This is a genomic window from Larsenimonas rhizosphaerae (assembly GCF_026240105.1).
Taxonomy (GTDB): domain Bacteria; phylum Pseudomonadota; class Gammaproteobacteria; order Pseudomonadales; family Halomonadaceae; genus Larsenimonas; species Larsenimonas rhizosphaerae.
Window position 1 is genome coordinate 1 of sequence record NZ_JAPIVE010000005.1, and the last position, 24,144, is coordinate 24,144.

General features: G+C 57.8%; 19 protein-coding genes. 5 read left to right on the plus strand and 14 right to left on the minus strand.

Annotation, left to right across the window (positions count from 1 at the left end; genetic code table 11):
* Positions 1-141: 141 nt before the first annotated feature.
* Positions 142-1,044 (minus strand): CDP-diacylglycerol--serine O-phosphatidyltransferase, encoded by a 903-nt coding sequence (gene pssA / locus OQ287_RS14500; protein WP_265896906.1) that lies wholly within the window; start codon positions 1,042-1,044, stop codon positions 142-144.
* Positions 1,045-1,180: 136 nt separating this feature from the next.
* On the minus strand, positions 1,181-2,197 hold the full coding sequence (gene ilvC, locus OQ287_RS14505; protein WP_250939822.1) for a ketol-acid reductoisomerase: 1,017 nt from the start codon (positions 2,195-2,197) through the stop codon (positions 1,181-1,183).
* 160 nt (positions 2,198-2,357) lie between these two features.
* On the opposite strand from ilvC, the gene ilvY reads away from it, so the two are divergent.
* Positions 2,358-3,245, plus strand: a complete 888-nt coding sequence (ilvY, locus tag OQ287_RS14510; protein WP_250939820.1) for an HTH-type transcriptional activator IlvY — start codon at positions 2,358-2,360, stop codon at positions 3,243-3,245.
* A 53-nt stretch (positions 3,246-3,298) separates the two neighbouring features.
* Here the strand turns inward: ilvY and ilvN are convergent, their stop codons facing one another.
* Positions 3,299-3,790, minus strand: a complete 492-nt coding sequence (ilvN, locus tag OQ287_RS14515; RefSeq protein WP_250939818.1) for an acetolactate synthase small subunit — start codon at positions 3,788-3,790, stop codon at positions 3,299-3,301.
* Positions 3,790-5,517 (minus strand): acetolactate synthase 3 large subunit, encoded by a 1,728-nt coding sequence (locus OQ287_RS14520; RefSeq protein WP_250939816.1) that lies wholly within the window; start codon positions 5,515-5,517, stop codon positions 3,790-3,792. Before OQ287_RS14520 ends, ilvN begins: the two co-directional genes overlap by 1 nt.
* Before the next feature lie 535 nt (positions 5,518-6,052).
* On the opposite strand from OQ287_RS14520, the gene treF reads away from it, so the two are divergent.
* Entirely contained in the window at positions 6,053-7,588 is a 1,536-nt protein-coding gene (gene treF, locus OQ287_RS14525; RefSeq protein WP_265896907.1) for an alpha,alpha-trehalase TreF, read from the plus strand.
* Between the two features lie 86 nt (positions 7,589-7,674).
* Here the strand turns inward: treF and clpB are convergent, their stop codons facing one another.
* The 3 genes from clpB to rluD all read right to left on the minus strand — a co-directional run bounded on the left by clpB (position 7,675) and on the right by rluD (position 12,121).
* A complete protein-coding gene (gene clpB / locus OQ287_RS14530; RefSeq protein WP_265896908.1) occupies positions 7,675-10,269 on the minus strand; it encodes an ATP-dependent chaperone ClpB in 2,595 nt (864 codons plus the stop codon).
* 143 nt (positions 10,270-10,412) lie between these two features.
* Positions 10,413-11,156, minus strand: coding sequence for a peptidoglycan editing factor PgeF (gene pgeF / locus OQ287_RS14535; RefSeq protein ID WP_265896909.1), 744 nt, complete (start codon positions 11,154-11,156; stop codon positions 10,413-10,415).
* Positions 11,157-11,164: 8 nt separating this feature from the next.
* Positions 11,165-12,121: a 23S rRNA pseudouridine(1911/1915/1917) synthase RluD gene (gene rluD / locus OQ287_RS14540; protein ID WP_250939808.1), complete on the minus strand. Its 957-nt coding sequence runs from the start codon at positions 12,119-12,121 to the stop codon at positions 11,165-11,167.
* A gap of 137 nt (positions 12,122-12,258) precedes the next feature.
* On the opposite strand from rluD, the gene OQ287_RS14545 reads away from it, so the two are divergent.
* Positions 12,259-13,083, plus strand: a complete 825-nt coding sequence (locus OQ287_RS14545) for an outer membrane protein assembly factor BamD (RefSeq protein WP_250939805.1) — start codon at positions 12,259-12,261, stop codon at positions 13,081-13,083.
* 61 nt (positions 13,084-13,144) lie between these two features.
* Here the strand turns inward: OQ287_RS14545 and OQ287_RS14550 are convergent, their stop codons facing one another.
* Positions 13,145-14,815: an NAD+ synthase gene (locus OQ287_RS14550; protein WP_265896910.1), complete on the minus strand. Its 1,671-nt coding sequence runs from the start codon at positions 14,813-14,815 to the stop codon at positions 13,145-13,147.
* A gap of 165 nt (positions 14,816-14,980) precedes the next feature.
* On the opposite strand from OQ287_RS14550, the gene OQ287_RS14555 reads away from it, so the two are divergent.
* The gene (locus tag OQ287_RS14555) at positions 14,981-15,238 is read left to right on the plus strand and encodes a PP0621 family protein (protein ID WP_250939801.1); all 258 of its coding nucleotides are present in this window, start codon (positions 14,981-14,983) and stop codon (positions 15,236-15,238) included.
* Here OQ287_RS14555 and thiO read toward each other — a convergent pair.
* Complete coding sequence (gene thiO / locus OQ287_RS14560) at positions 15,232-16,329, minus strand: glycine oxidase ThiO (protein ID WP_265896911.1); 1,098 nt, start codon at positions 16,327-16,329, stop codon at positions 15,232-15,234. The genes OQ287_RS14555 and thiO overlap by 7 nt on opposite strands.
* Positions 16,330-16,360: 31 nt before the next feature.
* Between thiO and OQ287_RS14565 the strand changes: the two genes are divergently transcribed.
* A complete protein-coding gene (locus OQ287_RS14565; protein WP_265896912.1) occupies positions 16,361-16,885 on the plus strand; it encodes a GspH/FimT family protein in 525 nt (174 codons plus the stop codon).
* Here OQ287_RS14565 and OQ287_RS14570 read toward each other — a convergent pair.
* The 5 genes from OQ287_RS14570 to pilV form a co-directional block, all read right to left on the minus strand.
* Complete coding sequence (locus tag OQ287_RS14570) at positions 16,862-19,048, minus strand: EAL domain-containing protein (RefSeq protein ID WP_265896913.1); 2,187 nt, start codon at positions 19,046-19,048, stop codon at positions 16,862-16,864. The genes OQ287_RS14565 and OQ287_RS14570 overlap by 24 nt on opposite strands.
* A gap of 88 nt (positions 19,049-19,136) precedes the next feature.
* Complete coding sequence (locus OQ287_RS14575; RefSeq protein WP_265896914.1) at positions 19,137-22,049, minus strand: PilC/PilY family type IV pilus protein; 2,913 nt, start codon at positions 22,047-22,049, stop codon at positions 19,137-19,139.
* Positions 22,037-22,561: a hypothetical protein gene (locus OQ287_RS14580; RefSeq protein ID WP_250939790.1), complete on the minus strand. Its 525-nt coding sequence runs from the start codon at positions 22,559-22,561 to the stop codon at positions 22,037-22,039. Before OQ287_RS14580 ends, OQ287_RS14575 begins: the two co-directional genes overlap by 13 nt.
* A complete protein-coding gene (locus tag OQ287_RS14585) occupies positions 22,558-23,571 on the minus strand; it encodes a PilW family protein (protein ID WP_250939788.1) in 1,014 nt (337 codons plus the stop codon). The genes OQ287_RS14580 and OQ287_RS14585 overlap by 4 nt, the downstream gene beginning before the upstream one ends.
* The gene (gene pilV, locus OQ287_RS14590; RefSeq protein WP_250939785.1) at positions 23,568-24,110 is read right to left on the minus strand and encodes a type IV pilus modification protein PilV; all 543 of its coding nucleotides are present in this window, start codon (positions 24,108-24,110) and stop codon (positions 23,568-23,570) included. The genes OQ287_RS14585 and pilV overlap by 4 nt, the downstream gene beginning before the upstream one ends.
* Positions 24,111-24,144 lie beyond the last annotated feature (34 nt).

Sequence of the window (24,144 nt, forward strand, 5' to 3'; positions counted from 1 at the left end):
TGCGACGTCCCCGGCAGCGGATGCGTACTTTACGCTCGCACCGCCCCGAACACAACCCCTTCGATGAAAATTAATTACCCGAAAAGCAGGACCCCCGCTGAGAGGCACTCACAGCGGGGGTCGTCAGCAACCACTTATATATCAATCAGGCGTGGAATCGTTGTGGGAGGATGCAGCTCCCTCCGCCGCAGAAGTATCGGATGCATTTTCTGATGCGCTCCCCTTTCTGCCCTTACGAGCTCGGCGCAAGAGCGCCAGTATCGGCCCGGACAGGCCATAGCAGCCGAACAGGAGCAGCAGCATGACTGATGGCTCGACGGAAATGACCACAAATCCCAGAACAATTGCCAGCAGCACTACAAAGGGAACCGGCCCCTTGAAATCGAGATCCTTGAAGCTGTAATAGCGCACGTTACTGACCATGAGGATACCGGCCGCAGCCACAATGAAAGCCATCAGCAGCTTGAACCCGAAGCCTTCTGCATTGAAGTTATGAAAGGTCCACACACAGCCTGCCACGATACCGGCCGCCGAAGGGCTTGGCAGACCAATAAACCACTTCTTGTCGATACTGCCGATCTGCACATTGAAACGCGCAAGTCGCAGTGCGGCGCCAGCCACGAACACAAAGGCAGCGATCCAGCCCAGCTTGCCGACATCCTGCAGCGTCCAGCTGAATGCCACGATTGCGGGGGCCACCCCGAAGGAAGTCATGTCCGCCAGGCTATCGTATTCTGCACCGAAGGCACTTTCGGTATTGGTCATCCGTGCAATTCGACCATCGAAACCATCGAGTACCATGGCAATGAAAATGGCAATGGCGGCAGCGCCATAGTCATTGTTCAACGCTGCAACCACGGCAAAGAACCCGGAAAACAGTGCAGACGTCGTAAAGAGGTTCGGAAGCAGATAAATCCCCTTGCGCCGAACACGCTTGCCTCCCTCCAGTACCTCCTCAACAACTTCGGTGTCTTCCCTGAATTCAGAGAAAGGGTCCCGCGGAAGGGGTTGCTTTTCGTCGTCCGGACGATTGCCATCTGTCATATCAAAAAATCCTGTTATTGACTCGCCATCATGATGCCACTAACTGACAGGCTAGACGACTCCCGGCACAATGCGCATAAAAAAGCGGGCATGCCATGGCATGCCCGCTTTTTAGTCACCAAAACGCATCAACGTCTCAGTTCTTTTCCTTGTCGACCAGCTGGTTGGCCGTAATCCATGGCATCATGCCGCGAAGCTTGCCACCGACCTGCTCGATCTGGTGTTCCGCATTGAGGCGGCGACGCGCGTGCATGGAAGGATAGTTGGTACCACCTTCCTGGATGAACATCTTGGCATACTCACCAGACTGAATACGCTTGAGTGCGTTGCGCATGGCTTCACGGGATTGCTCGTTGATGACTTCCGGGCCGGTCACGTACTCGCCATACTCTGCATTGTTGGAGATGGAGTAGTTCATGTTGGCAATGCCGCCTTCATACATCAGATCGACAATCAGCTTGAGCTCATGCAGGCATTCGAAATAAGCCATTTCGGGCGCATAACCGGCATCAACCAGTGTTTCAAAGCCAGCCTTGACCAGCTCAACCGTACCGCCACACAGTACGGCCTGCTCACCAAACAGATCGGTCTCGGTCTCATCCTTGAACGTGGTTTCGATGATACCGGTACGGCCACCACCGATGGCTGCTGCGTAGGACAGGGCAATGTTCTTGGCCTGGCCGGAAGCATCCTGCTGAATCGCGATCAGATCCGGGATGCCGCCACCGCGTGTAAATTCGGAGCGAACCGTATGTCCCGGCGCCTTCGGTGCAATCATGATCACATCCAGATCGCCACGCGGAATAATCTGGTTGTAATGAACGTTGAAGCCGTGGGCAAATGCCAGAGTAGCGCCCTGCTTGAGGTGCGGCGCAACATGCTGCTCGTAAATGTCCTTCTGGTTTTCATCCGGAGCCAGCAGCATGACAACGTCAGCAGCGGCAGCGGCTTCAGCAACGTCCGCTACTTTCAGACCGGCACCTTCAGCCTTGGCAACGGAAGAGGAGCCCTTGCGCAGTGCCACGGTGACATCAACACCCGACTCTTTCAGGTTCAACGCATGAGCATGGCCCTGGGAGCCGTACCCGATGATGACGACTTTCTTGTCCTGAATCAGCGAAAGATCGCAATCCTTATCGTAATAAACCTGCATGTCGTGCTCCTGAAATCATGTGAAGTATAAACGTGTCAGCGTTGAGCCCCTTTCGGGCGTTGCACCGTCTGCTGCAGTGCTTTGATACCTACGATAGCGCCTGAAACTCATTGCGTAAAACGCTATATTTGCAACGAAACATTGCAGGAAATGAAACGCCATGGATCTTAGACCGCTGACTCACTTTTTAAGTCTTGCAGAGCACCTGCACTTTGGACGTGCCAGTGAACAATGTCATATCAGCGCCTCTACCCTGAGCCGTTCGATCCGCCAGCTTGAAGACAGTGTTGGCGCAGCGCTGTTTGAACGGGACAACCGTACTGTTCGCCTGACTACCGCCGGACGGCGCTTTCAGCAGTTTGCGCGTGACACCCTGGAACAGTGGGAACTGCTGCGTCACTCCCTCATGGAAGAACAGGCCACGCTGTTCGGAGAGATCAGCATCTACTGTTCGGTTACCGCCAGCTACAGCTTCCTGTATGACCTGCTCAGCGAATTTCGTCTGAGACATCCTCGCATCGAGCTGAAACTGCATACTGGTGATCCGGCAGATGCCATTGCCAGGGTCATGTCCGGCGTAGAAGACATGGCCATCAGCGCACGGCCCGACCATCTTCCCCACAGCATGGCATTCAAGCCCATTGCCCGTACTCCCCTGCTGTTCATTGCCCCAAGGGATGCTCCCGACTGGATGCCGGAAACGCTGACGACGACGTCGTGGCATAGCATTCCAATGATCCTGTCGGAATCCGGGCTGGCCCGGGAACGGATCAACCACTGGTTTCGGGATCAGGGCATCAAGCCGCGCATCTACGCACAGGTATCCGGCAACGAAGCCATTGTCAGCATGGTGGGCCTGGGGTTCGGAGTGGGCGTTGTACCGGAAATGGTCTACCAGAACAGTCCTCTGGCAGACCGTGTTCAGCGGCTGGATGTTCATCCGGAACTGATGGCTTACGATGTCGGCCTGTGTGTCAATCAGCGCAAACTGAAAAACCCTCTGATCATGGCCCTGTGGTCTCAGATTGATTCGCCGCCACCGGCATGAAAAGGGCCGCTCCATGGAGCGGCCCTGATAGATCAATATGCGCTGAAAAAACCTTACAGGTTCAGCACCTTGTCACCACGTGAGACGCCAGAGACGCCGGTACGCGCCACTTCAAGAATCCCTACCGGCGCCATGGCCTGCACAAAGGCGTCCAGCTTCGAGGCATCACCGGTGATCTGCACCGTATAAATACTCGGTGTCACGTCGACGATCTGCGCCCGGAAGATATCCACCGTCCGTTTGATCTCATCGCGCTGAGCGCCGTGCGCCTTGACCTTGACCAGCATCAGTTCACGCTCGATATGCGCCCCTTCCGTCAGATCCACCAGCTTGACCACATCAATCAGCTTGTTGAGCTGCTTGGTGATCTGCTCGATTACCCGCTCATCCCCCGTGGTCGTCACGGTCAGACGAGAAAGCGTGGCATCATCGGTCGGCGCCACATTGAGCGTTTCAATATTGAAATTACGCTGCGAGAACAGGCCTACTGCACGTGACAGGGCGCCCGGTTCGTTTTCCAGCAAAATAGAGATGATATGACGCATCAGGAAGTCCGCTCCGTCTTGGAAAGCAGCATGTCACGCATGGAGCCCAAAGGAACATGCATCGGATAAACGTGCTCACGCGGGTCCACCTGCACATCAAGAAATACAAGCTCATGCTTGTCTGCGAAGGTTTCTTCCAGCGCCGCCTCAAGCTCTTCCGGCGTACGAACGGTTATGGCGCGAAACCCGTAGGCTGACAACAGCACTTCAAAGTCCGGCAACGACTCCATGTAGGACTGGGCGTGGCGCGACTTGTAGTTAAGGTCCTGCCACTGCCTGACCATCCCAAGGGACTGGTTGTTGAGGTTCACGATCTTTACACCGATACCAAACTGCTTACAGGTAGACAGCTCCTGCATCATCATCTGGAAGCTGCCTTCGCCGGTAAACAGCACCACGTCATCGTCCTGATAGCTCAGCTTGATACCCATGGCCGCCGGCAGCCCGAACCCCATTGTGCCGAGGCCACTGGAGGACACCCATCGATTGGGCTTGTTGAACTTGTAGTACTGACCGGCAAACATCTGATGCTGGCCGACATCAGTCACGACATAGGCATCGCCATGGGTCGCCCGGTGAACTGCCTCGACCACCTGTTGCGGCTTGAGCGTCTCGCCCTCGCCCGCCGGCTCGTACAGCTTGCCTTCACGCTCGCTGCGCCATTCATTGATGCGCGACCACCAGTCATCCAGCGACACATGCTGTTCGGGCTCACGTTCGGACAACAGCCCAAGCATGTCATTGAGTACATGATTGGCTGCCCCCACGATCGGCACATCTGCTCGCACCGTCTTGGAGATGGAGCTGGGGTCGATATCAATATGGATGATCTTGGCAGTCGGGCAGAACCGGGACACGTTATTGGTAACACGGTCGTCAAAACGCACGCCTACCCCGAGAATGACATCAGCATGGTGCATGGCCATGTTGGCTTCGTAGGAGCCATGCATGCCCAGCCAGCCCAGCGACTGGGCGTCCCCCTGCGGATACCCCCCGAGCCCCATAAGGGAAGTGGTCACCGGCATATTGAGTCGTCGCGCCAGGTCCGTAAGCGCCTCGCTGGCCTTGCCGGTCACGATACCGCCTCCGGCAAAGATAACCGGCCGCTTCGCCTTGAGAAGCAGGTCGACGGCCTTCCTGGTCTGTCCAGCATGCCCGCGGGTCACCGGGCTGTAGGAGCGCATTCGAACTTTTTTGGGGTACACGTATTCATAACGCTCGGTGGGTGCCGTCATATCCTTGGGAATATCGACAACAACCGGTCCCGGACGCCCCGAACTGGCCAGATAAAAGGCCTTCTTGAGCACCACCGGGATATCGGAGGGATGGCGAATCGAAAAGCTGTGCTTCACGATCGGTCGCGTCACGCCGACAATATCGGTCTCCTGAAAGGCATCTTCGCCGATCAGATGGCTTGCTACCTGACCACACAGCACTACCATGGGAATGGAGTCCATGTAGGCTGTCGCAATGCCGGTCACCGCATTGGTCGCGCCAGGGCCCGAGGTCACAAGGACCACCCCCGGCTTGCCGGACGCCCTGGCATAACCATCTGCCATGTGCGTCGCCGCCTGTTCGTGACGTACCAGAATGTGCTTTACATCATCCTGACGAAACAGCGCATCATAAATATGAAGCGCGGCACCGCCGGGGTAGCCGTATATATATTCAACGCCTTCATCTTTCAGAAAGCGGGCAATCATGTCTGCGCCGGAAAGCAGTTCCACAGGTATTTCCTCTAGGTTAGGTCTCGATGGCAATCACAGGGCGATGCGCACTGGAGTTCGAGGGTGGCGATGCCACCTGCCCCTTGCCCATGGCAAGCAGCACCTGATGTCAGACCTGACGCGCAGACCAGGGATCTAGGTCTGCCGGCTGTACGCAACTCGATAGACGTGCGTACGGGCATCAAGGGCGGGCGAGTAATACCCGACCCGGACAGTCTTTCGACAGGAAATGAAGCCAGGCTTCATCTTCACGCAGGCATCGGGGGTAACCCGGTGGCCTACGCCTGCAATCAGGAGGCCCCAAGATTCCAACAGCCTTTCCCGGCTGTCAACCTTGAAGGCAACGAGAAGCGTCGGCATAACGTAAAAGAGCAGAAAGGTACCGAACGGTGGTATTCAACAGAACCACGTACTGCCATTATCATACATAGACGTTGGTTGAACCCGGGCCCCGACTCGACAGGAGCCCCCAAACAGAGCCTTATCGACGGATACCATGGACAGGATCAACGACACCGCCCAGGACAGCAGTCCCATGCACAAGACGACGCCGCCCCCGCCGATACTGTGGGAGGACCTGTTTTACGACGTCCAGAACCGACACTTGTTCGATGACAGCAAGACCTTTGTCGACATGATCCCGACCAGCGCGCCAGACACCATTCTGTCGCTGTATCACGGACTCAAGCTCGAGCAGGGGCCACTGACTGATCATGCCCTGAAGCTGTTTATAGAGGCTCACTTCATCGAGCAGGATGCCGGGCACGACTATACCCCCGCCCCGAATCAGTCCATTACCGAGCACATTGACGGCTTGTGGTCAGTGCTGACGCGTCATCTTGGCACTGACATGAATCCGTTTTCATCTCGCCTGCCGCTGCCTTACGACTACATCGTACCAGGTGGGCGCTTCAACGAGATGTACTACTGGGATACCTACTTCACCATGCTGGGGCTGCAGATCAGCGGCCTGACCGACATGGTGAAGGAAATGACCGACAACTTTTCCTTTTTGATCGATACCTACGGGCATGTGCCCAACGGTAACCGCACCTATTACCTGTCCCGCTCCCAGCCACCATTCTTTTCCGCCATGGTCGCCATGCGGGCACTTCATGAAGGTGACGAGATATATACCCGCTACCTGCCCTCCCTGGTGCGGGAGTATGAATACTGGATGGAAGGCAGCGACACACTGCCCCCCGAACATGCTCATCGCCGGGTGGTGAAGCTCAGCGATGGTACCCTGCTCAATCGCTACTGGGATGATGAGGACACCCCGCGTCCTGAATCCTTCCGTGAGGACATCATCACGGCGCGGCATATTTCCAGACCTCACGAGGAAGTCTGGCGCAACATTCGAGCCGCGGGCGAAAGCGGCTGGGACTTCAGCTCACGCTGGCTGGCCGATGGACAACATCTGTCCACCATTCGCACCATCGATGTGGCACCGGTCGATCTCAATTGTCTGCTGCACCGACTGGAGGCCATGATTGCAAAGGCCTTCGAAATCAAGGGTGACGAGCCGATGGCGCGCCACTACCAGCACTGCGCAGACCAGCGACGTCACGCCATTCGCACCCTGTTCTGGGACGATAGCACCGGCCTGTTCAGGGACTACCTGTGGCGGGAACGCACGCAGACCATGACTGTCAGTGGCGCCACTGCCTTTCCGCTGTATGTTCAGGTAGCCACCGACACGCAGGCAGAGCGTACAGCGCACGCCATAGCGCACTACCTGCTCAAGCCAGGCGGACTCAGCGCGACCGATACGGACACGATCGAGCAGTGGGACAAGCCCAACGGCTGGGCTCCGCTCCAGTGGGTAGCCGTCATGGGTCTTCGCCATTATGGCGAACGGGATCTGGCTCACACCATTGCCAGCCGCTGGATCACCACCAACCTTGATCGCTATCGCGAAGAAGGCAAGTTGATCGAGAAGTACAATGTGATTGATGACAAGCGTGCGGAGGGGGGTGAATACCCCGCCCAGGATGGGTTCGGCTGGACCAATGGCGTACTGCGCGCCCTCATGGCGCTCTACCCGGATGTATCCCCGACCGGACGATAGCCTCTTCCGTCGAGCTCAGGACCTGCTCCCGATCAATGAATACCTGTACATGAAAAAAGCCCCGCATTCGCGGGGCTTTTTTTGCCTCAGGCTGACGTCTTGTGCTCGAAGGCCAGATGGTCGTCCTTCATGACGACCTGAATGGTATCGCCTCCACTGAATCGGCCGGATAACAGGGCCTGTGCCAGCGGATTTTCAAGCTGTGCCTGAATGGCCCGTTTAAGGGGACGCGCGCCGTATACAGGATCAAAGCCGGCTTCTGCCAGACGAGCCAGTACCTCATCGGTCAACTCGATTCCCATGTCCCGCTCGGCCAGTCGTGTACGGAGCCGCGCCAGCTGGATGGTAGCGATCTTCTGAATCTGTGCCTGAGCCAGCGGATGAAATACGACCACCTCATCGATCCGGTTGATCAGCTCGGGGCGGAAGTGCTGCCCGACCACCTCCATGACCGACGATTTCATGGCCTCATAGTCATAGGAGTCGCCCTGACCGGCAAACATCTGAATGACATCGCTCCCCATGTTGGACGTCATGACGATCACGGTGTTGCGGAAATCAACCGTTCGGCCCTGACCATCAGTCAGACGACCATCCTCCAGCACCTGCAGCAGGATATTGAAGACATCGGGATGGGCCTTTTCCACCTCATCAAGCAACAGCACCGAGTAGGGCTTGCGGCGAACCGCCTCGGTCAGATAGCCCCCTTCCTCATAGCCGACATAGCCCGGCGGCGCACCGATCAGACGAGCAATGGAATGCTTTTCCATGAACTCGGACATGTCGATGCGCACCATCGATTCTTCAGTATCAAACAGGTAATTGGCCAGCGACTTGCACAGCTCGGTCTTGCCGACGCCTGTTGGCCCAAGGAACAGGAACGAGCCATTGGGACGGTTCGGATCACTGATCCCGGCACGAGAGCGGCGTACGGCATTGGCTACCGCCGTCACGGCTTCATCCTGACCGATCACACGCTCATGCAGTGCCTCTTCCATTCGCAGCAGTTTCTCGCGCTCGCCTTCAAGCATCTTGGATACCGGAATGCCGGTCCAGCGGGCAACCACCTCGGCGATTTCTTCCTCGGTGACATTGGAGCGCAGCAATTGCAGCGGCGTCTGTTCGGCCTCGGTCGCCTCACTGATATGCTGCTCAAGCTGGGGAATCAGCCCATACTGGATCTCGGACATGCGGCCCAGATCGCCCTGCCGCCGTGCCGCTTCCAGATCAGTACGCGCCTTCTCCAACTCGGCCTTGTACTGCGCTGCCCCCTGAAGGCTGGCCTTCTCACCGGTCCAGATGTCGTCCAGGTCCGCGTATTCGCGCTCCAGTTCATTAACCGTGGCATCAAGCGTATCCAGCCGCTTGCGTGACGCCTCATCGGTTTCCTTCTTGAGAGCCTCGCGCTCGATCTTGAGTTGAATGAGTCGACGCTCAAGACGGTCCATTACCTCCGGCTTGGAATCGATTTCCATCCGGATGCGTGAAGCGGCCTCATCGATCAGGTCAATGGCCTTGTCCGGCAGCTGACGGTCAGTGATGTAGCGTGCAGACAGACGAGCAGCGGCAATAATGGCCGAATCGGTGATATCGACACCGTGATGAACCTCATAACGTTCCTTGAGGCCACGCAGGATGGCGATGGTATCTTCTTCGCTCGGCTCATCCACCAGCACCTTCTGGAAACGACGCTCAAGCGCTGCATCCTTCTCGATATCCTGGCGGTATTCATCCAGCGTGGTGGCTCCCACACAGTGGAGCTCACCCCGCGCCAGTGCCGGTTTCAGCATGTTACCGGCGTCCATCGAGCCCTCTGCCTTGCCGGCACCGACCATGGTATGCAGCTCATCGATGAAGAGGATCACCTGACCTTCTTCCCGCGACAGCTCCTTCAGTACGCCCTTGAGGCGCTCTTCAAAATCACCGCGAAACTTGGCACCGGCCAGCAATGAGCCAAGGTCCAGCGACAGAACCCGCTTGTCCTTGAGCCCTTCCGGCACTTCACCGTTGATAATACGCTGCGCCAGCCCTTCGACGATGGCAGTCTTGCCCACCCCCGGCTCACCGATCAAGACCGGGTTATTCTTGGTTCTGCGCTGCAGCACCTGAATCGTGCGGCGAATTTCCTCATCACGGCCGATGACCGGGTCCAGCTTGCCGCTGGCGGCCATTGCCGTTAGATCCGTGGTGTACTTTTCAAGCGCTTCACGGTTTTCCTCGGCACCGGCATCGCTGACCTTCTCGCCACCACGAAGCTGATCGATGGCTGTTCGCACGCTCTTGGCGCTCAGCCCTGCCTGCTTGAGCAGCTTGCTGACCGCATGGTTCATTTCCAGCGCAGCTACCAGCACCAGCTCACTGGCTACATACTGGTCACCACGCTGCTGGGCCTCGCGGTCTGCCAGGTTAAGCAGCTGGCCCAGCGCCTGCCCCATGCCGACATTGCCATCAAAATTGCTGACCGTTGGCAGGCTCTCCAGTTGCTCACTCAATGCAGCGCGCAACTGACCGGGATTGCCTCCGGCCTTTTGAATCAGTGATTTGAACCCGCTATCGCCGGCATCAAACAGCGACAGCAACAGATGTACCGGGGCCAGTTCGTTATGACCATGACCCACGGCCAGGGACTGGGCATCTGCCAGAGCATTTTGAAGTTTACTGGTCAGTCGATCCATTCTCATATGTCATCCTCCAGCGTCTGGGCCGGCAGGCTCTAAAGCCTGACGGTCAGCGACGCGCATTTATTTCAACGATGACTTATATATGAGGTCAAAGCGGGGAATTTCAAGGTAAGGACTACTCGAAAATGACGAAAATCATGCGCCTACTGCAACCAGATCACGCTGGCCATGCGTCCGGTTTCACCATCACGGCGATAGGAATAAAACCGCCCGTCCGAAGCTGTACAGAAGTGGCCGCCATACACCTTTTCAATGCCCAGCGCAGCAAGCCGCCCTCGAGCCAGCTTGTAAAGATCGCCCATGTAGTGGCGCAGCCGATATGGACTGGGGTCGAAGGCATTACCGGCATCAGGCTGAGCCTTGAGAAAGGCATCCCGCACTTCTTCTCCGACTTCAAACTGGGCATTTGAAATGGCAGGCCCCAGCCAGACCAGCATGTCATCAGCGGGAATTGCCATGGCACTGATCGTGTTTTCAATGATGCCGTTCAACAGCCCCCGCCAGCCGGCATGCGCCACTGCTACCCGGGTACCGGCACCATCACAGAAGAATATCGGCAGACAATCGGCAGTCAGCACCGCGCAGGCATATCGGGCGTCATCTACCATCGCGGCATCCGCACGCGGAAGCTCGGCCCAGCCGGACTGCACCTCCGTACCGTGAACCTGATCAAGCCACAGTACCGGTCGACCATCCCCAATTTCATCACTGATCAACTGCCGACACTTCGCTACCACCGCGGGATCATCCCCCACATGAGCAGCGGGATTGAAGGCCGCAAACGGACCAGTGCTCGGGCCACTCTCACGTGTGGTAACAAAGGCGCCTACCGTGCTGGGAGCTTCCCATTCAGGCAACAGCAGGGTCGGACATTCACGATCGCTCACGGCACACCTCAGGCGTTGTCATTGTCCAGGCGAAGATGATGCAACAGCACGGTCATGTCGTCAGGTAATTCTGCCTCGACCGTCACGGCCTCGCCGGAGGCCGGATGCACAAATGCCAGCCGACGGGCATGCAGGGCCTGGCGATGAAAATGGCGCAGAGCCTCTTTCAATGCCTCGCTGGCCCCGGCCACCATCTTGAGACGGCCGCCGTAGGCAGGGTCTCCCACCAGCGCATGGTGTACATGTGCCATGTGAACCCGGATCTGATGCGTTCTGCCGGTCTCGAGCCGACAGCGTATATGGGTATGGCCTCGGAACCGTTCCTGCACTCGATAATGAGTCACGGCCGGCTTGCCGGTACTGACCACGGCCTGACGCTTGCGATCCCGGGGGTGGCGACCAATGGGCGCGTCAACACGACCGCCTGCGATCATGGTGCCCATGGCAATGGCGTCGTACTCGCGCGTGACGGTTTTTTCCTGCAACTGCTCTACCAGCGACGTCTGCGCAACCAGTGTCTTGGCAACAACCATCAGACCGGTCGTCTGCTTGTCCAGCCGATGAACAATACCGGCACGCGGCAAGGCTGCCAGCGGCGGACAGTGATGCAGCAGCGCATTAAGCAGGGTGCCATCCGGGTTACCGGCAGCGGGGTGCACGACCAGGCCGGCAGGCTTGTTGATGACCAGCACATGGTCATCCTCATAGCGAATATCAAGCTCTATTGCCTGAGGCGTCCAGCGCGCACTGTCTTCCAGACGCGCATCGATGGTCAGTGTTTCGCCGCCCAGCAGCTTGTTCTTGGGTTTGGACGGGGCTCCGTCACAGGTCAGGGATCCATCCTTGATCCACTGCTTGAGCCGCTCGCGCGAAAAGTCGTCGAACAGGTCTGCAGCCGCCTGATCCAGCCGCCAGCCCATCATGTGATCGGGGACTGTCCGGGACTGTTCTATTGTTTCCGCCATGAATTCTCCTGCACGATGGCAAATGCCCCGTATGGTGTCTTATCGCCAAACGATGCTTTATAGTAGCCGGTCAAAGCCTTGAGGGCTTGACTGTTCATTGCGGCGGATTCTACCACGCCCATCAAGAAATGCCCGACATGAGGAAGATGATGCGCGCCATTTCCCTGAGTGTTATTACACTGACGCTTGCCCTTCTGGCAGGTTGTGCCAGCAATGGGTCAACGCCGAAGGATCAGGACGTTCCGGAACAGCAGCTGTACCAGCAGGCACAGCAGGCGCTGGACCAGGGCCGTTATTCCGCCGCGGTCAATTATCTGGAAGCCCTCGACAGTCGCTACCCGTTCGGTGACTACGCCGAGCAGGCCCAGCTCGAGCTGATATACGGCTATTATCAGGTGGAGAACTGGGACCAGACGCGTGCGGCGGCCAGCCGATTCATTCGACTGCACCCGGATCATCCCCAGGTGGATTATGCCTATTACCTGCGCGGCCTGGCTGCATGGCAGGCAGGACGATTCAGCCTTGAAGGGCTGGACCTGATCGATATTTCCAAGCGAGACCTTGGCGCCACGCGTGATGCCTACGTTGATTTCAGTGAACTGGCACGCCGCTTCCCGAACAGCATTTACGCACCGGATGCGCGCCAGCGCGTCATCTTCCTGCGAAATGTACTGGCCCGCAACGAGCTGCAGGCTGCCGATTTCTACCTGCGCAAGCAGGCATACCTGGCAGCAGTCAAGCGTGGCCAGTGGGTAATTGACCACTACCCGCAGACTCCGGCTACCCGTGACGCCCTGGCGGTCATGGTGGAGGGTTACATGGGGCTGAACATGGATGATCGCGCCAATGAAGTGCTTGGTGAACTGATCAAGAATGATCCCGATAACGCTCGTCTGAGCGGCACGACCTTCCACCCCGAATACGTTGATGCCAAACCGTTGGTGTGGAAGCCATCGTCCTGAGTCCTGACGTGATATAAAAAAACCTGCCGAATCGGCAGGTTTTTTTTCGGGTATTTCCTGATTACTCGCCCGGTTTCCAGCCATTGACGATCGGATAACGCCGGTCGCGCCCGAAACCACGTCGTGTCACGCGAACACCTGGTGGCGCCTGGCGCCGCTTGTACTCGGTACGATCCACCAACTGAATCACCCGCGCCACATCGTCGGCGTCATACCCCCGTGCCACAATGGTCGACAGGCTTTCATCCTGCTCGATGTAACAGTGAAGGATGGCGTCAAGCACGTCGTAGTCAGGCAGGGAGTCCGAGTCCTTTTGATCCGGCGCCAGCTCCGCAGATGGCGGACGCGTAATGACCCGATCAGGAATTACCTCACCATCGCCCTGGGCATTACGCCACCTGGAAAGCTGATAGACCCGGCTTTTGTAGACATCCTTCAGACCGTTGTACCCACCCACCATATCGCCATAAAGCGTGGCATAACCCACCGCCATTTCACTCTTGTTGCCGGTGGTCAGAACCATCAGCCCCTTCTTGTTGGAAATGGCCATCAGCAATACCCCGCGACAGCGGGATTGAAGATTTTCTTCCGTCGTGTCCTGAGCCAGACCATCAAAGCTTTCGGCCAGCGTTGACGTAAAGGCCTCAACCATGGGAGCGATCGGCATGACGTCATAACCGACACCGAGCGTTCGGGCCTGCAGGGCGGCATCTTCCCGGGATATCTCCGCCGTATAGTGGTAGGGCATCATGACGGCATGAACCCGGTCGGGGCCAAGCGCATCCACGGCGATGGCCAGTGACAGGGCCGAATCAATGCCACCTGAAAGCCCCAGCACCACGCCCTTGAAACCGCTTTTGTTGACATAGTCACGTACGCCCGAGACGAGCGCGCAGTACAGGGATTCATTGTCGTCCGGCCAGGGATAGTGCTCACCCGCCTGCGGCTGGAGACGATGGGCGGCATCGCGCTCGAACAACGCAGGCATCAACCCGACTTCCCAGGCCGGAGAGCGCGTGGTGCACTCCCCTTCGCGGTTCATGACAAACGAGGCACCATCAAACACCAGTTCGTCCTGACCACCAATCTGATTGACATAGACAATCGAGGCATTCGCCTGACGTGCCCTGCGGGCCATGATCGAGGTACGCTCGTCGAATTTGTCCAGATGAAAGGGGGATCCGTTCGGGGAGAGAATAATGTCGATGTCCTGGCCTATCAGCGACTCGATCGGTGCGTCGTCCCACAGGTCTTCGCAGATAAGCAATGCCAGACGAACACCCCGGAAGGTGAAGATACAGGGCGCCGTGCCCTTGCTGAAATAGCGCTGCTCGTCAAACACCTGATAATTGGGCAGGGCCTGCTTGAAATATTCCTGCTGCCATTGGCCGTTGTACAATACCCCGGCCGCATTGTAGCGCTTGCCGTGACGTACAATCGGATACCCGATAACCACCATCACATCACGCACTACCCGGCTGGCCAGTTCATCCAGCGCCGTTTCGATACGTCCCTGCAGCGCGTCGCGCAGCAACAGATCCTCCGGGGGGTAGCCGGTCAGAAACAGCTCGGGCAAAACCACTATGTCAGCCCGGTGCTCGATACGCGCCTCACGAACCGCTTCAACGGCCCTGGCCGTATTACCCGAAATATCACCGACCAGCGGATCAAGCTGGGCCATGACCACAACCAATGAGGCGTCGGACGCCTTGGTGCCGCTTTCCTTCTCCATGAACAACCCGTCTTTTTTCCTGAAGATGGCACATCAGCACAAGGAACAATGACAATTCCCCCGCGCCTCGCTAAGGTACAACGCGGTGCTAGATGCAGCATCTGTCTGATTGATTACCTGCGGTTATTGTACTCGCCAAAACCGCCTGCCTACCAAGGAATATCCATGGCTCGTTTTCTGGTACTGCTCGCTATTGTCTGGCTGGCATGGGTTGCCTGGCGCGGCTGGCAGCGCAAGCGCATGTCTTCCGCAGCCAAAAACCCTTCTCGCGCCACCCCGTCAGCCACCCGGCTTGTCGTGCCCTGCGCCTACTGCCGTCTGCATGTACCCACCGAGGAAGCACTGCATCATGGCCGGCATGCCTTTTGCTGCCAGGATCATCGCCAGCGCTTTCAGGAAAATCAGGGAAAGCGCGATCAGTGAGCTGCTGCCACCGACCTCACCTGATATGGCGCAGGGTCAACACAGCATGTCTGGCCGGTCATCTGCTCGACCAGCAGCCGGCTGGCCCCCGGCGCCAGCACTACCCCATTGCCAAAGTGGCCACTATTGACCCACAGATGCCGGACCTCGGGCACCGCACCAATAAAGGGGATACTGTTCGGCGACCCCGGTCTCAGCCCTGCCCAGTGATGAACGACCGGGCAGTCCGCCAGCCCCGGCATCAAGTGCAGGGCCTGTCTGTACAGCATGCTTCTTGTTGATGCCGTCGGGGTCTTGTCATATCCCGCATGTTCGAAGGTACTGCCAAACAGAATATGGCCATCCTGCCGCGGGATCGCATAGAACCCTTCGGACAGCACCACGTGCTGCAAGCGTCCGGGCGCGGCCTTGAACAACAGCATTTCGCCCTTTACGGGATAAACCGACAACTGCACGCCAATATCGGCCAGTAGCTCACCACTCCAGGCCCCACTGCACACCACCACCTGACGCGCGTCCAGCACGGCATTATCAGTCTCGACACCCGTAGCCCTGTCGTTGTCGATGCGTATACGACGGACCGTCACCTCCTCCAGCAGCCGCACATACGGTGACGACATGGCCCATTGCCTCAGTGCCTTGCCCAGCCGTGGTGTGCGAAGGCTCCCAAGGCCCGGCATGTAAAGCGGCGTGCGGGCCTCACGGACAAGAGGCACCAGAGCACGGAAGTCAGTCTGGTCAAGCTGTTCAAGCTCCTTTCCGTGGCGCCGGGCCCAGGCATGAGCATGGCCGGGGTCATCAACATTGACGTGAAAGATGCCAGGGGTGTGGTACTCGGGATCAATGCCGGTGTCAGCCCTCAACGTATCCACCAGCGGGCGGTAGTCTGCGATGGCCTGATCCGACAGCACGGTAACCGGGTCACTGTAGGTCCAGGGATAGAGAGGTGAAATAATCCCGCCCCCCGCCCAGGACGACTCTTGAGCACATTGACGACGATCAATCAGCGAGACACTGGCACCGGTCTGTACAAGATGCCACGCCGTCATAAGGCCTGAGACCCCACCGCCGATAATCAATACATCACTCAATTAACTTCTCCTGATGGCAAGGACGTCTTTCATGTCACTGCACTGTCGCCCGATAAATGCTCACACCCAAAAAGGCATGTCACTGATATCCAGCATCATTTCACTGGTCTGTCTCGGCCTGCTGCTATCGGCAGGGCTCTCATCGATATCCTCGGGCCATCATCAGCGCCTGCTACTCACCGAGAGCCAGTCACTCAAGCAACTGATCACGACAGCCAAACAATACAGCTATTCGGAGCAGCACCCCGTGACGCTCTGCGGATCGCGTGATGGCACAGTCTGTCTGAAACAGGGCATTTGGCAATGGGCACTGGTCATTGATACGCATACAAGAACCATCATTACCCGGCACGCAGTAGCTGATTCGCTGGCTGTAAGCTGGAAAGGGTTTCGCTCCCGGCTCGACTTCAACCCCACGCCCTGGCGACAGGCACTGAACGGCCGACTGACGATATGTCATCCCGATGCACCAGAGGCCCAAGCCTACCAGCTGATCATCAATGCCATGGGACGTGTTAGAACGCAGCAGTCATCACGTGAGTGCACGACTTCCTGATACCGACAGCAGCGTATCAAGCGACTCGGGTACATGCATATGATACCCCTGTGCATAATGCACTCCCATCCCCTGAAGCAGGTCATATACTGTCTGATTTTCAACATACTCGGCCACTGTAATGGCCTTGATGTGGGCAGCCACGCCCAGAATCGATTCGACAATGGCACGATCAAGCGGCTGGCTGTCCAGCCGCTTGATGAAGGCACCGTCGATCTTGATGATATCGACATCGAATTGCTGCAGATAGCTGAAGGAACTGAGTCCACTGCCAAAGTCATCCAGCGCTACCAGACACCCCTTGTTTCTCAAGGCCGCGACCAGCTGGCGCGCACTGTCAAGATGCCCAATCAGCGCGGTCTCGGTAATTTCAAATACCAGCCTGGAAGGCGGAAGACATGAAGCGCCGAGGGTATGGCATAAAAAGGCCGTGAAGTTTTCATCCCCCAGCGACGCGCCGGATACGTTGATACTGATTCGGCCATGGGTTTCCGCAAGCCTGGGGCCATACCTTATCAATGTCTGATGAATGACCCAGCGGTCTACTGCCGGCATCAGCCCATACTGCTCTGCCACCGGGATAAATACGGCCGGAGAGACCGGGTTATCATCCTGGTCACGCATGCGCAGCAGAATTTCGACGTTACGACCCCCCCTTCCCTCCAGTGAAACAATCTGTTGTCCATACAGCATGAAACGCTCCTGTCGCAGCGCCTCACGCATATCTACGGCCACGTTCATCCGGCTGGCATATTGCTGCACTTCCGGCTGGTTCAGATCGAACACGCATACCCGGTCCCCCCCGGCATGACGGGCACTCAAACAGGCAATATCAGCCTTGCCCAACAATTCACCGGTCTCAAATGGCATCCGGCCGAACAACACCAGCCCCACACTAGCGGTGATATCATGCATTCGCCCTCCCCATTCAAAGGGACGCGCCCGTATTTTCTGAAGCAGGGCATCAGTAAACAGCCGGGCCTGCTCAAGGCTGTCAAACGGGGCAATGATGCCGAATTCATCACTTCCCAGCCTGGCGACCATGCTGCCTTCACTGACCTGGTCACGCAGGAGCTGGCCGACATCACTAAGCAGGCGATCACCGGCGTGATGACCAGCCAGGTCATTGATGAGCTTGAAGCGGTCAATATCCAGCACGATCAGTGCACACAGGACGGATGATGCTTCTGCATGAGACAGGATGCACTGCAGCCGCGCCTCAAGGCTTCGCCGGTTGAACAGTGAGGTGAGCGTATCAAAGCGAGCGCTGTGATCGAGTTGCTGAAGCAGAGAAATGGAATAGGTCACATCATGAAGCGTCAGTACAGCACCGGTTGTATCTCCCTCCGGGGAACGCGTGATCAGCAGCGTGCCTCGCACCTGAAACCGTCGGCCGCGATAATTGACCAGTTCGACAGGTGAGGCCAGTGTCAGGCTTTGTCCGGTCCTGAGGCACCGCGTCAATGCAGGCTCATCAGCAGATGTGGTGCCATTTGACAGGCTGAACAGGGACGTCGCATGACATCCCAGAGCATCACCTTCAAGCCGGCCGGCCAGATGCTCCGCCGCCGGATTGAAAAACGTGACCCGCCCTTCACTATCCACGGCCATGACAGCATCCTCGATGGAGGTGAGAATGGCGCGCAGCCGTTCCTTTTCCTCCATCAGAACACTGTTGAGCCGGTCCCGCTCATCGGCGAACTGCTTTTCCGCCGTAATGTCCACCAGGCTCCCGCACAGCATCTGCTGCCCGTGAAGCATGACAAGCTGACCTCTGGAGAGGCACCAACGAAGACGGCCACCGGCCTGTCTTATACGGTATTCGCAGCGAAAATCATCATGAACGCCTTCCAGACACTGACGCAGGGCATGCCTCAATCGAGGCTGGTCTGCCGGCTCTGCATGGGAAAGCCATTCCTCCCAGGCAATACTTCGCTCAGCCCAGTCGGAGGAGAAATGGGGTGCTTCCCTGTTGACACGCACTGACCAGTCACCCGGGTCAAGCCACCAGATACTTTGTCCACTGATAGCCAGCGCAGCTCGCCAGGGCGTCTCGACACGCTCCCTGGCATCCAGCACTCGGCCGCGCACATGCCGCATCAGGATCAGACAGCCACAACACGTCAGTACCAGCAAAAGACCACAAAAGACTATTAGGTTCACTGATAGGACACCGAAAAAAGAACCAGAACCGGGCAACAATACGCGAACCTGCGCCAATCGTCAGCGAAACACAAGAAGGCTCAATGCCCTACTCCCGATACCAGTATGCGGGGAACACTGCCCAGGACGTACGAACACCTCCCTTCTCGTCAAGTGGCGCCGCTTCCCCGTCAGGGGTTACGTCCTTGACGATAGAGACCATACTGTCTGCGTCGACACCGGCAAGATAGCTTGCCTCATCGCGCACAATAACCCGTGGCGTTTCCTGAATATACTGGCCCAGCAGCGTGGACGAAGTACGGACAACCGTGGTGGTCTGCCCCCCCCTCAGCGTCAAACCATGGAGATAGGTTTCACCTGCGGAGGGTTCACAGATGGACAGGGTTTTTCTGGGCACATAGCTCGTATAAAACAACACGTCAGACAACACGTTTGACGGGGAAAGAATCTTTTGCCCGGGATTCTCGAACAGGACCTGCCAGCCCCGATCGCTACGGGAACGCGGCGTAGTCGATGCGCCCGAGACTGATACCAGTGCCAGCTCGGAAGGCGTAATGACATCGCTTACGGTATGTTCTCCGGACAACAGCCGAGTAACATTCAGCAGGTAAAGTCGGTCATCCGTGATCACCGATTGCGGCGAGGCGCGATTGCCACTTCCGATGACCAACACGTCGATGGCCTGATTATCAAGGGTGGTACGCCACAGATAGGGGCGATTGAAAAAGCGACGATCCGAGGCCGGGCTGCCATTCTCATGGCGCCCGAGTGATGCCACCTGTTGCAGTTCCCAGCGAGATACATCGCTGTCCTGCAGCACGCCCATCCAGACATTGCCACCGGTATCGCCAAAAAACAGCCGGTCGCTGGCACCATCACCATCACTGTCCACCATGAGCACATCGGAAGGCACACTGTCCTGCAGCTTGCCCGCTGTCAGCACACGAATCAGCGTACCGGTGTCGGCCTCCACAATGTAAACGCCCTTGCCGCGAGTATCGTTGCTGCCGAGTCCCGCCCCATCCTTGCCAGTGTCATAACCGGCGCCCATGACAAAGACCTTGCGCGAACCGCGATCCCCCGGGACCAGGGCCGGGGCAGGCGTTGACCAGCTCTGCCCCGGTACGAACCCCTTGCCGGCCTTGCGATCAGGCGAAATCTGCCAGACAAGTGACGGGGATTCCGGGTCAGTGATATCCAGCGCATAGTAGCCAAACCCGCCACGTCGCATGCCAAAGGCCAGAATGGTTTTAAAGCCGCCACGGCCATCCGGCAGGGTATAACGTGCAAGGCTTCCATCCAGCCCGTAGCGCTGCCCCTGGGAAAAGGCGACGCCCGATGGGTCATGGTATAAGGGCGGCAGATTCAGCATGCGATATACCGCAATATCGGCCATGGCCGACGGCCAGAATGCCCAGAGCTCTTGACCGCTGTCACCGTCAAAGGCGTGCAGCATGCCTTCGTTGGTCGCGGCAAACACCAGTGTGCGGATTCCATTCGAGCAACCGGCACAGGCATAATTTATAGCCATCGGTGCCGAATGAAGGATATCCCCCATCAGCCATGGCCTGACATTATCATTGGCTACCGTGGCCCTCTCACCGGTGATATCGGCTCCCAGCAACCAGTCGATCACGTTATCCATATCGTAGGTTGTACCATCCAGGTCTCGGCGCGCCTCGTCACTCAGCGACACCCGATTGCCATTGATGTCAGCCAGCAATGGCAACCCCTTCCCACCCCCGGAAAGGTCGGTATAAACCGTGCGAAGCCTGCGATCAAACACATACCCCTGGCCACGTGCAAATCGGGCGCGCAGCAGGCCGCCTGCCCCACCGGACTCCACGGCACTTGAAGTGCTCTGCCTGTCCCAGAAATCTCCGGAGGCACTATGCTGAAAACGGTACTTCTTGAGGTTGCCCACCCAGCGCTCACTGGGCCGAGGCTGGAAAAAGGGCTGATAAATATATTCGCCATTCTGAAAGCCATCGGCCGTGGTCGTCGTCGAAACACTTTTCTGCTCCGGCGAAAGGCCCAGAATAGACGTCACGATCGTTGTAAAGGCTTCTGTCAGCTCGTCCTCGTTCTGAGCCGTGAAATACCCCCGATCAACGACATCCGGCGGCTGGGCTGCATCCTCCAGCAGTTGCTGCTCGGTGGTAAATCCGATGGTAAAGGTATAGGCGTGCTGCTCCCCTGTCAGCCGGTCAGACAGATCCCTTTCTTTCATGAAGGCTGTCAGGGTCGGCAGGCAGTTTTCCACCCGCCTGATCCTGTCTGAATTGATCGGATCAACGGCATCATAAAAGCCGCAGGCGGACCCGGTCAGCAACTTAACAGCATTATTGGCGGTGGTATCCCATTGCGGCAAACCATCCGTCACGTAGACAACGTAGATGTTTTCACACTGCCGCAATGGCGAGATGTAATTGCCGTCTCCGCTCCGAGCACTGCCGTCGGCATTCGGTATATCGGAAGATGCCCTTTGATTGCCATAAAGTACTCTGGTACCCGCGAGGTAGCGATACACTTCATACATTGTTTCGCACAACGGCGTGGACGTTTGTGCCTGCAGGCCCGCCAGCGTGGACTGAAGCTGCTGCCGGGAGGCGATGCTCTGCTTGCTGCCACTACCAAAGGCCTGAATCACTCGACCACCGTTGTTGCGGTCCTCTACCGCATAGGTTGACCCTGGAATGCAGCGCCCGTACCAGTCCAGGCTGCAATAAAGACTCGCCACGTTGGCATTGAAGACCGTCAGTGCAAAATTGACATTGGGGTTATTCTGAATCAGCCGACCGATGACCTGTTTGGCAACGCCCAACCTCGTTCTGCTGCCAGCCTGATCTCTGGTTTCCATACTGCCGGAGTTATCGAAAACGATCATGACCTGTGGCTGGCCGGACACATATTCAGGCAAGTAAATACTGGTATCTTCCGCCAGCGCCGGCCTCAGCAGCGCACAGCACAACATCAGCACGGCAGCGATCAGTCTCCACATCGGACATTTCCTTCAGCGACCTGTACGGATAAATCCAGCGAATTGGTGTTCTCGGCCGCACGGCCGGAAAATACGACACCCTGATGCAGGGTCATCATCTGGCCGTCCTCCTGCCCCGTTATCGTGATATCCACCAAGCGACGATGTACGGCGTCACGGCCACTCAAAAGACGGCTCTCCCTGAGCGAGGCACAGGTCACCATCTGGCGAACCAGCATGATCCGATAACCATTGAGCGTGGTGGTATCGCCCGCCTCCAGCGCGTTGAGGACATCAAGGGCATTTACCGTCCTCTCAGGCGACAGGTCAGCCAGTCGCTCGGCATTACCGCTGGCGACTTCAAAAGCGCGCGTGGCTGTCTCGGTCCGGTGTGATAATGACAGCGACAGCAGGCTGCCTCGACTCAGCGTCGCCCCCAGCAGCGCAAGCCCCAGCAACAGCACCATGGCCATCAGCAATGTAAATCCCTGCTGCCTCATGACCGGGTCAGTATTCTGGCGCCTTGAAGTCATGGCGCCCCCTCAATGAAACCCCGGCGATACCGCAGATTGCCAAGGCTTACCGAGGTCGAAAATACGCGACGCACTCGATTGTCACGGGGCGGGGTATAGCTGACCTGCCCGAGCCTCAGCACCGGTGAAGCGTGATTGTCGGGAATATTCAAGGGCTCGCTTTGCACTACGACGTAAAGCTGTACGCTGACAGCTCGACGCCACTCATCAAGGCTCAACGCTACCGTATTGCTGCCGGATACCAGCCGATTGGGCAGCCCATCGCCGGTATCATCCAGCCCCCACTCCAGATGCAATAACTCGACACCTGGCGCAATTTCGTTCATCCGGTATCCCCCACTGCCCAGCACCCCCATATAAAGGGCAGGCACTGCCTGTGCCCCGGTACTGCCGCATCCGACGCGTTGGCCAGCCACATTGACGCAGAGCTGTCGAACAGCAAAGAAAAGTGCCCGGTATGCCCATAGCGTGCGTGGCACCTGGTTGGCAAGGGCACCACAGCCGGGCGTCTCATCCGGCAAGTCGAGCTGCAGGCAATTACCCGTACTGGCCAGGGTAATGTCTGCACCACCGCTACTGGAGGCATCGGCGTAACGCAGCGCCAACGCCTGTGACATGGGTGAGGCGGCCGTCGCCTGGTAGGCTGCTGGCAGGAGCGAGCACCCAGGCTCAAGGCAGGGGGATTCGCCACTCCACACCGGCAGTGGCCCGGCCCCAGAGGTGTAGCCAGCCCGGGCGGGGGCTGACAGCAGCCCATCGGAGGCCGTAAAGCTGCCTGCAAATTCGGCCTGCCAGGCATGTCCCCAGAAGCCTGCCCGCTTTAAATGATCCGCCAGAAAATGTGTGGTGAACCGGCCGGTTTCCTGGACCTGAGACAACGCCTGCTGATAGTGAAAATCCCGAGCCGATTGAAGATAGAAGGTCACCAGACCCGTCATCAGAAGACTGCCGACCAGCAGGGTAATCATCAGCTCAATCAGGGTGGCCCCCTGCTGACTGCGAGCGTTCACTGTGGCAGTACCGATGACATCAGTCGCACTTCGCGCCGCCCGGAAGGAATCGTTGCACTGCCGCAGGAGGTCACAGCCAGATCTCCTCCGCCACTTCCCTGCCAGACCACACTGACCGACACCTGAGAACCGTCAATGGCAATGCAGCTGCCGGCCAACGGCAGGGCATCGGCGACGCTCCCGTCAATACGACGTTGTAGCTGCTGATCAAGATCCCACAGGTCACGACCGGCCCAGGCGGAACTGTCACATGCAGCAGAGCAGGCAATATGCGGCCAGCGGCCAGTGCCCAGCGGCGGCGTCTCGTTTTCTCCCACGTTATATAGCGCCAGCGCCTGCGAGGTGGCATTGGCCTGAATACGCTCGATCATGCCCTCGGCCAGCAACGTGGCCCGCGTTCGCTGCAGTGCTGCATCACTGGCACGCAATGAGGACACCTGCAAGGCAACGGCACCCATCAGGCCGATGCTGACAACGACCAGGGTAACCAGTACTTCGAGCAGGGAAAAGCCGCGCTGAGCGGCGGGAAACAGCGACATGGCGGCTCCGCATCCAACCATCAGATACACCCGG

Excerpts from the sequence above, each read along its gene's own strand:
- OQ287_RS14550 (WP_265896910.1), bottom strand. The coding sequence starts at position 14,815 with ATGGAGAAGGAAAGCGGCACCAAGGCGTCCGACGCCTCATTGGTTGTG.
- ilvC (WP_250939822.1), bottom strand. The coding sequence starts at position 2,197 with ATGCAGGTTTATTACGATAAGGATTGCGATCTTTCGCTGATTCAGGAC.
- pilV (WP_250939785.1), bottom strand. The coding sequence starts at position 24,110 with ATGTCGCTGTTTCCCGCCGCTCAGCGCGGCTTTTCCCTGCTCGAAGTA.
- OQ287_RS14545 (WP_250939805.1), top strand. The coding sequence starts at position 12,259 with ATGAGGAAGATGATGCGCGCCATTTCCCTGAGTGTTATTACACTGACG.
- treF (WP_265896907.1), top strand. The coding sequence starts at position 6,053 with ATGCACAAGACGACGCCGCCCCCGCCGATACTGTGGGAGGACCTGTTT.
- OQ287_RS14575 (WP_265896914.1), bottom strand. The coding sequence starts at position 22,049 with ATGTGGAGACTGATCGCTGCCGTGCTGATGTTGTGCTGTGCGCTGCTG.
- clpB (WP_265896908.1), bottom strand. The coding sequence starts at position 10,269 with ATGAGAATGGATCGACTGACCAGTAAACTTCAAAATGCTCTGGCAGAT.
- pssA (WP_265896906.1), bottom strand. The coding sequence starts at position 1,044 with ATGACAGATGGCAATCGTCCGGACGACGAAAAGCAACCCCTTCCGCGG.
- ilvN (WP_250939818.1), bottom strand. The coding sequence starts at position 3,790 with ATGCGTCATATCATCTCTATTTTGCTGGAAAACGAACCGGGCGCCCTG.
- OQ287_RS14555 (WP_250939801.1), top strand. The coding sequence starts at position 14,981 with ATGGCTCGTTTTCTGGTACTGCTCGCTATTGTCTGGCTGGCATGGGTT.
- OQ287_RS14580 (WP_250939790.1), bottom strand. The coding sequence starts at position 22,561 with ATGACTTCAAGGCGCCAGAATACTGACCCGGTCATGAGGCAGCAGGGA.
- OQ287_RS14565 (WP_265896912.1), top strand. The coding sequence starts at position 16,361 with ATGTCACTGCACTGTCGCCCGATAAATGCTCACACCCAAAAAGGCATG.
- ilvY (WP_250939820.1), top strand. The coding sequence starts at position 2,358 with ATGGATCTTAGACCGCTGACTCACTTTTTAAGTCTTGCAGAGCACCTG.
- rluD (WP_250939808.1), bottom strand. The coding sequence starts at position 12,121 with ATGGCGGAAACAATAGAACAGTCCCGGACAGTCCCCGATCACATGATG.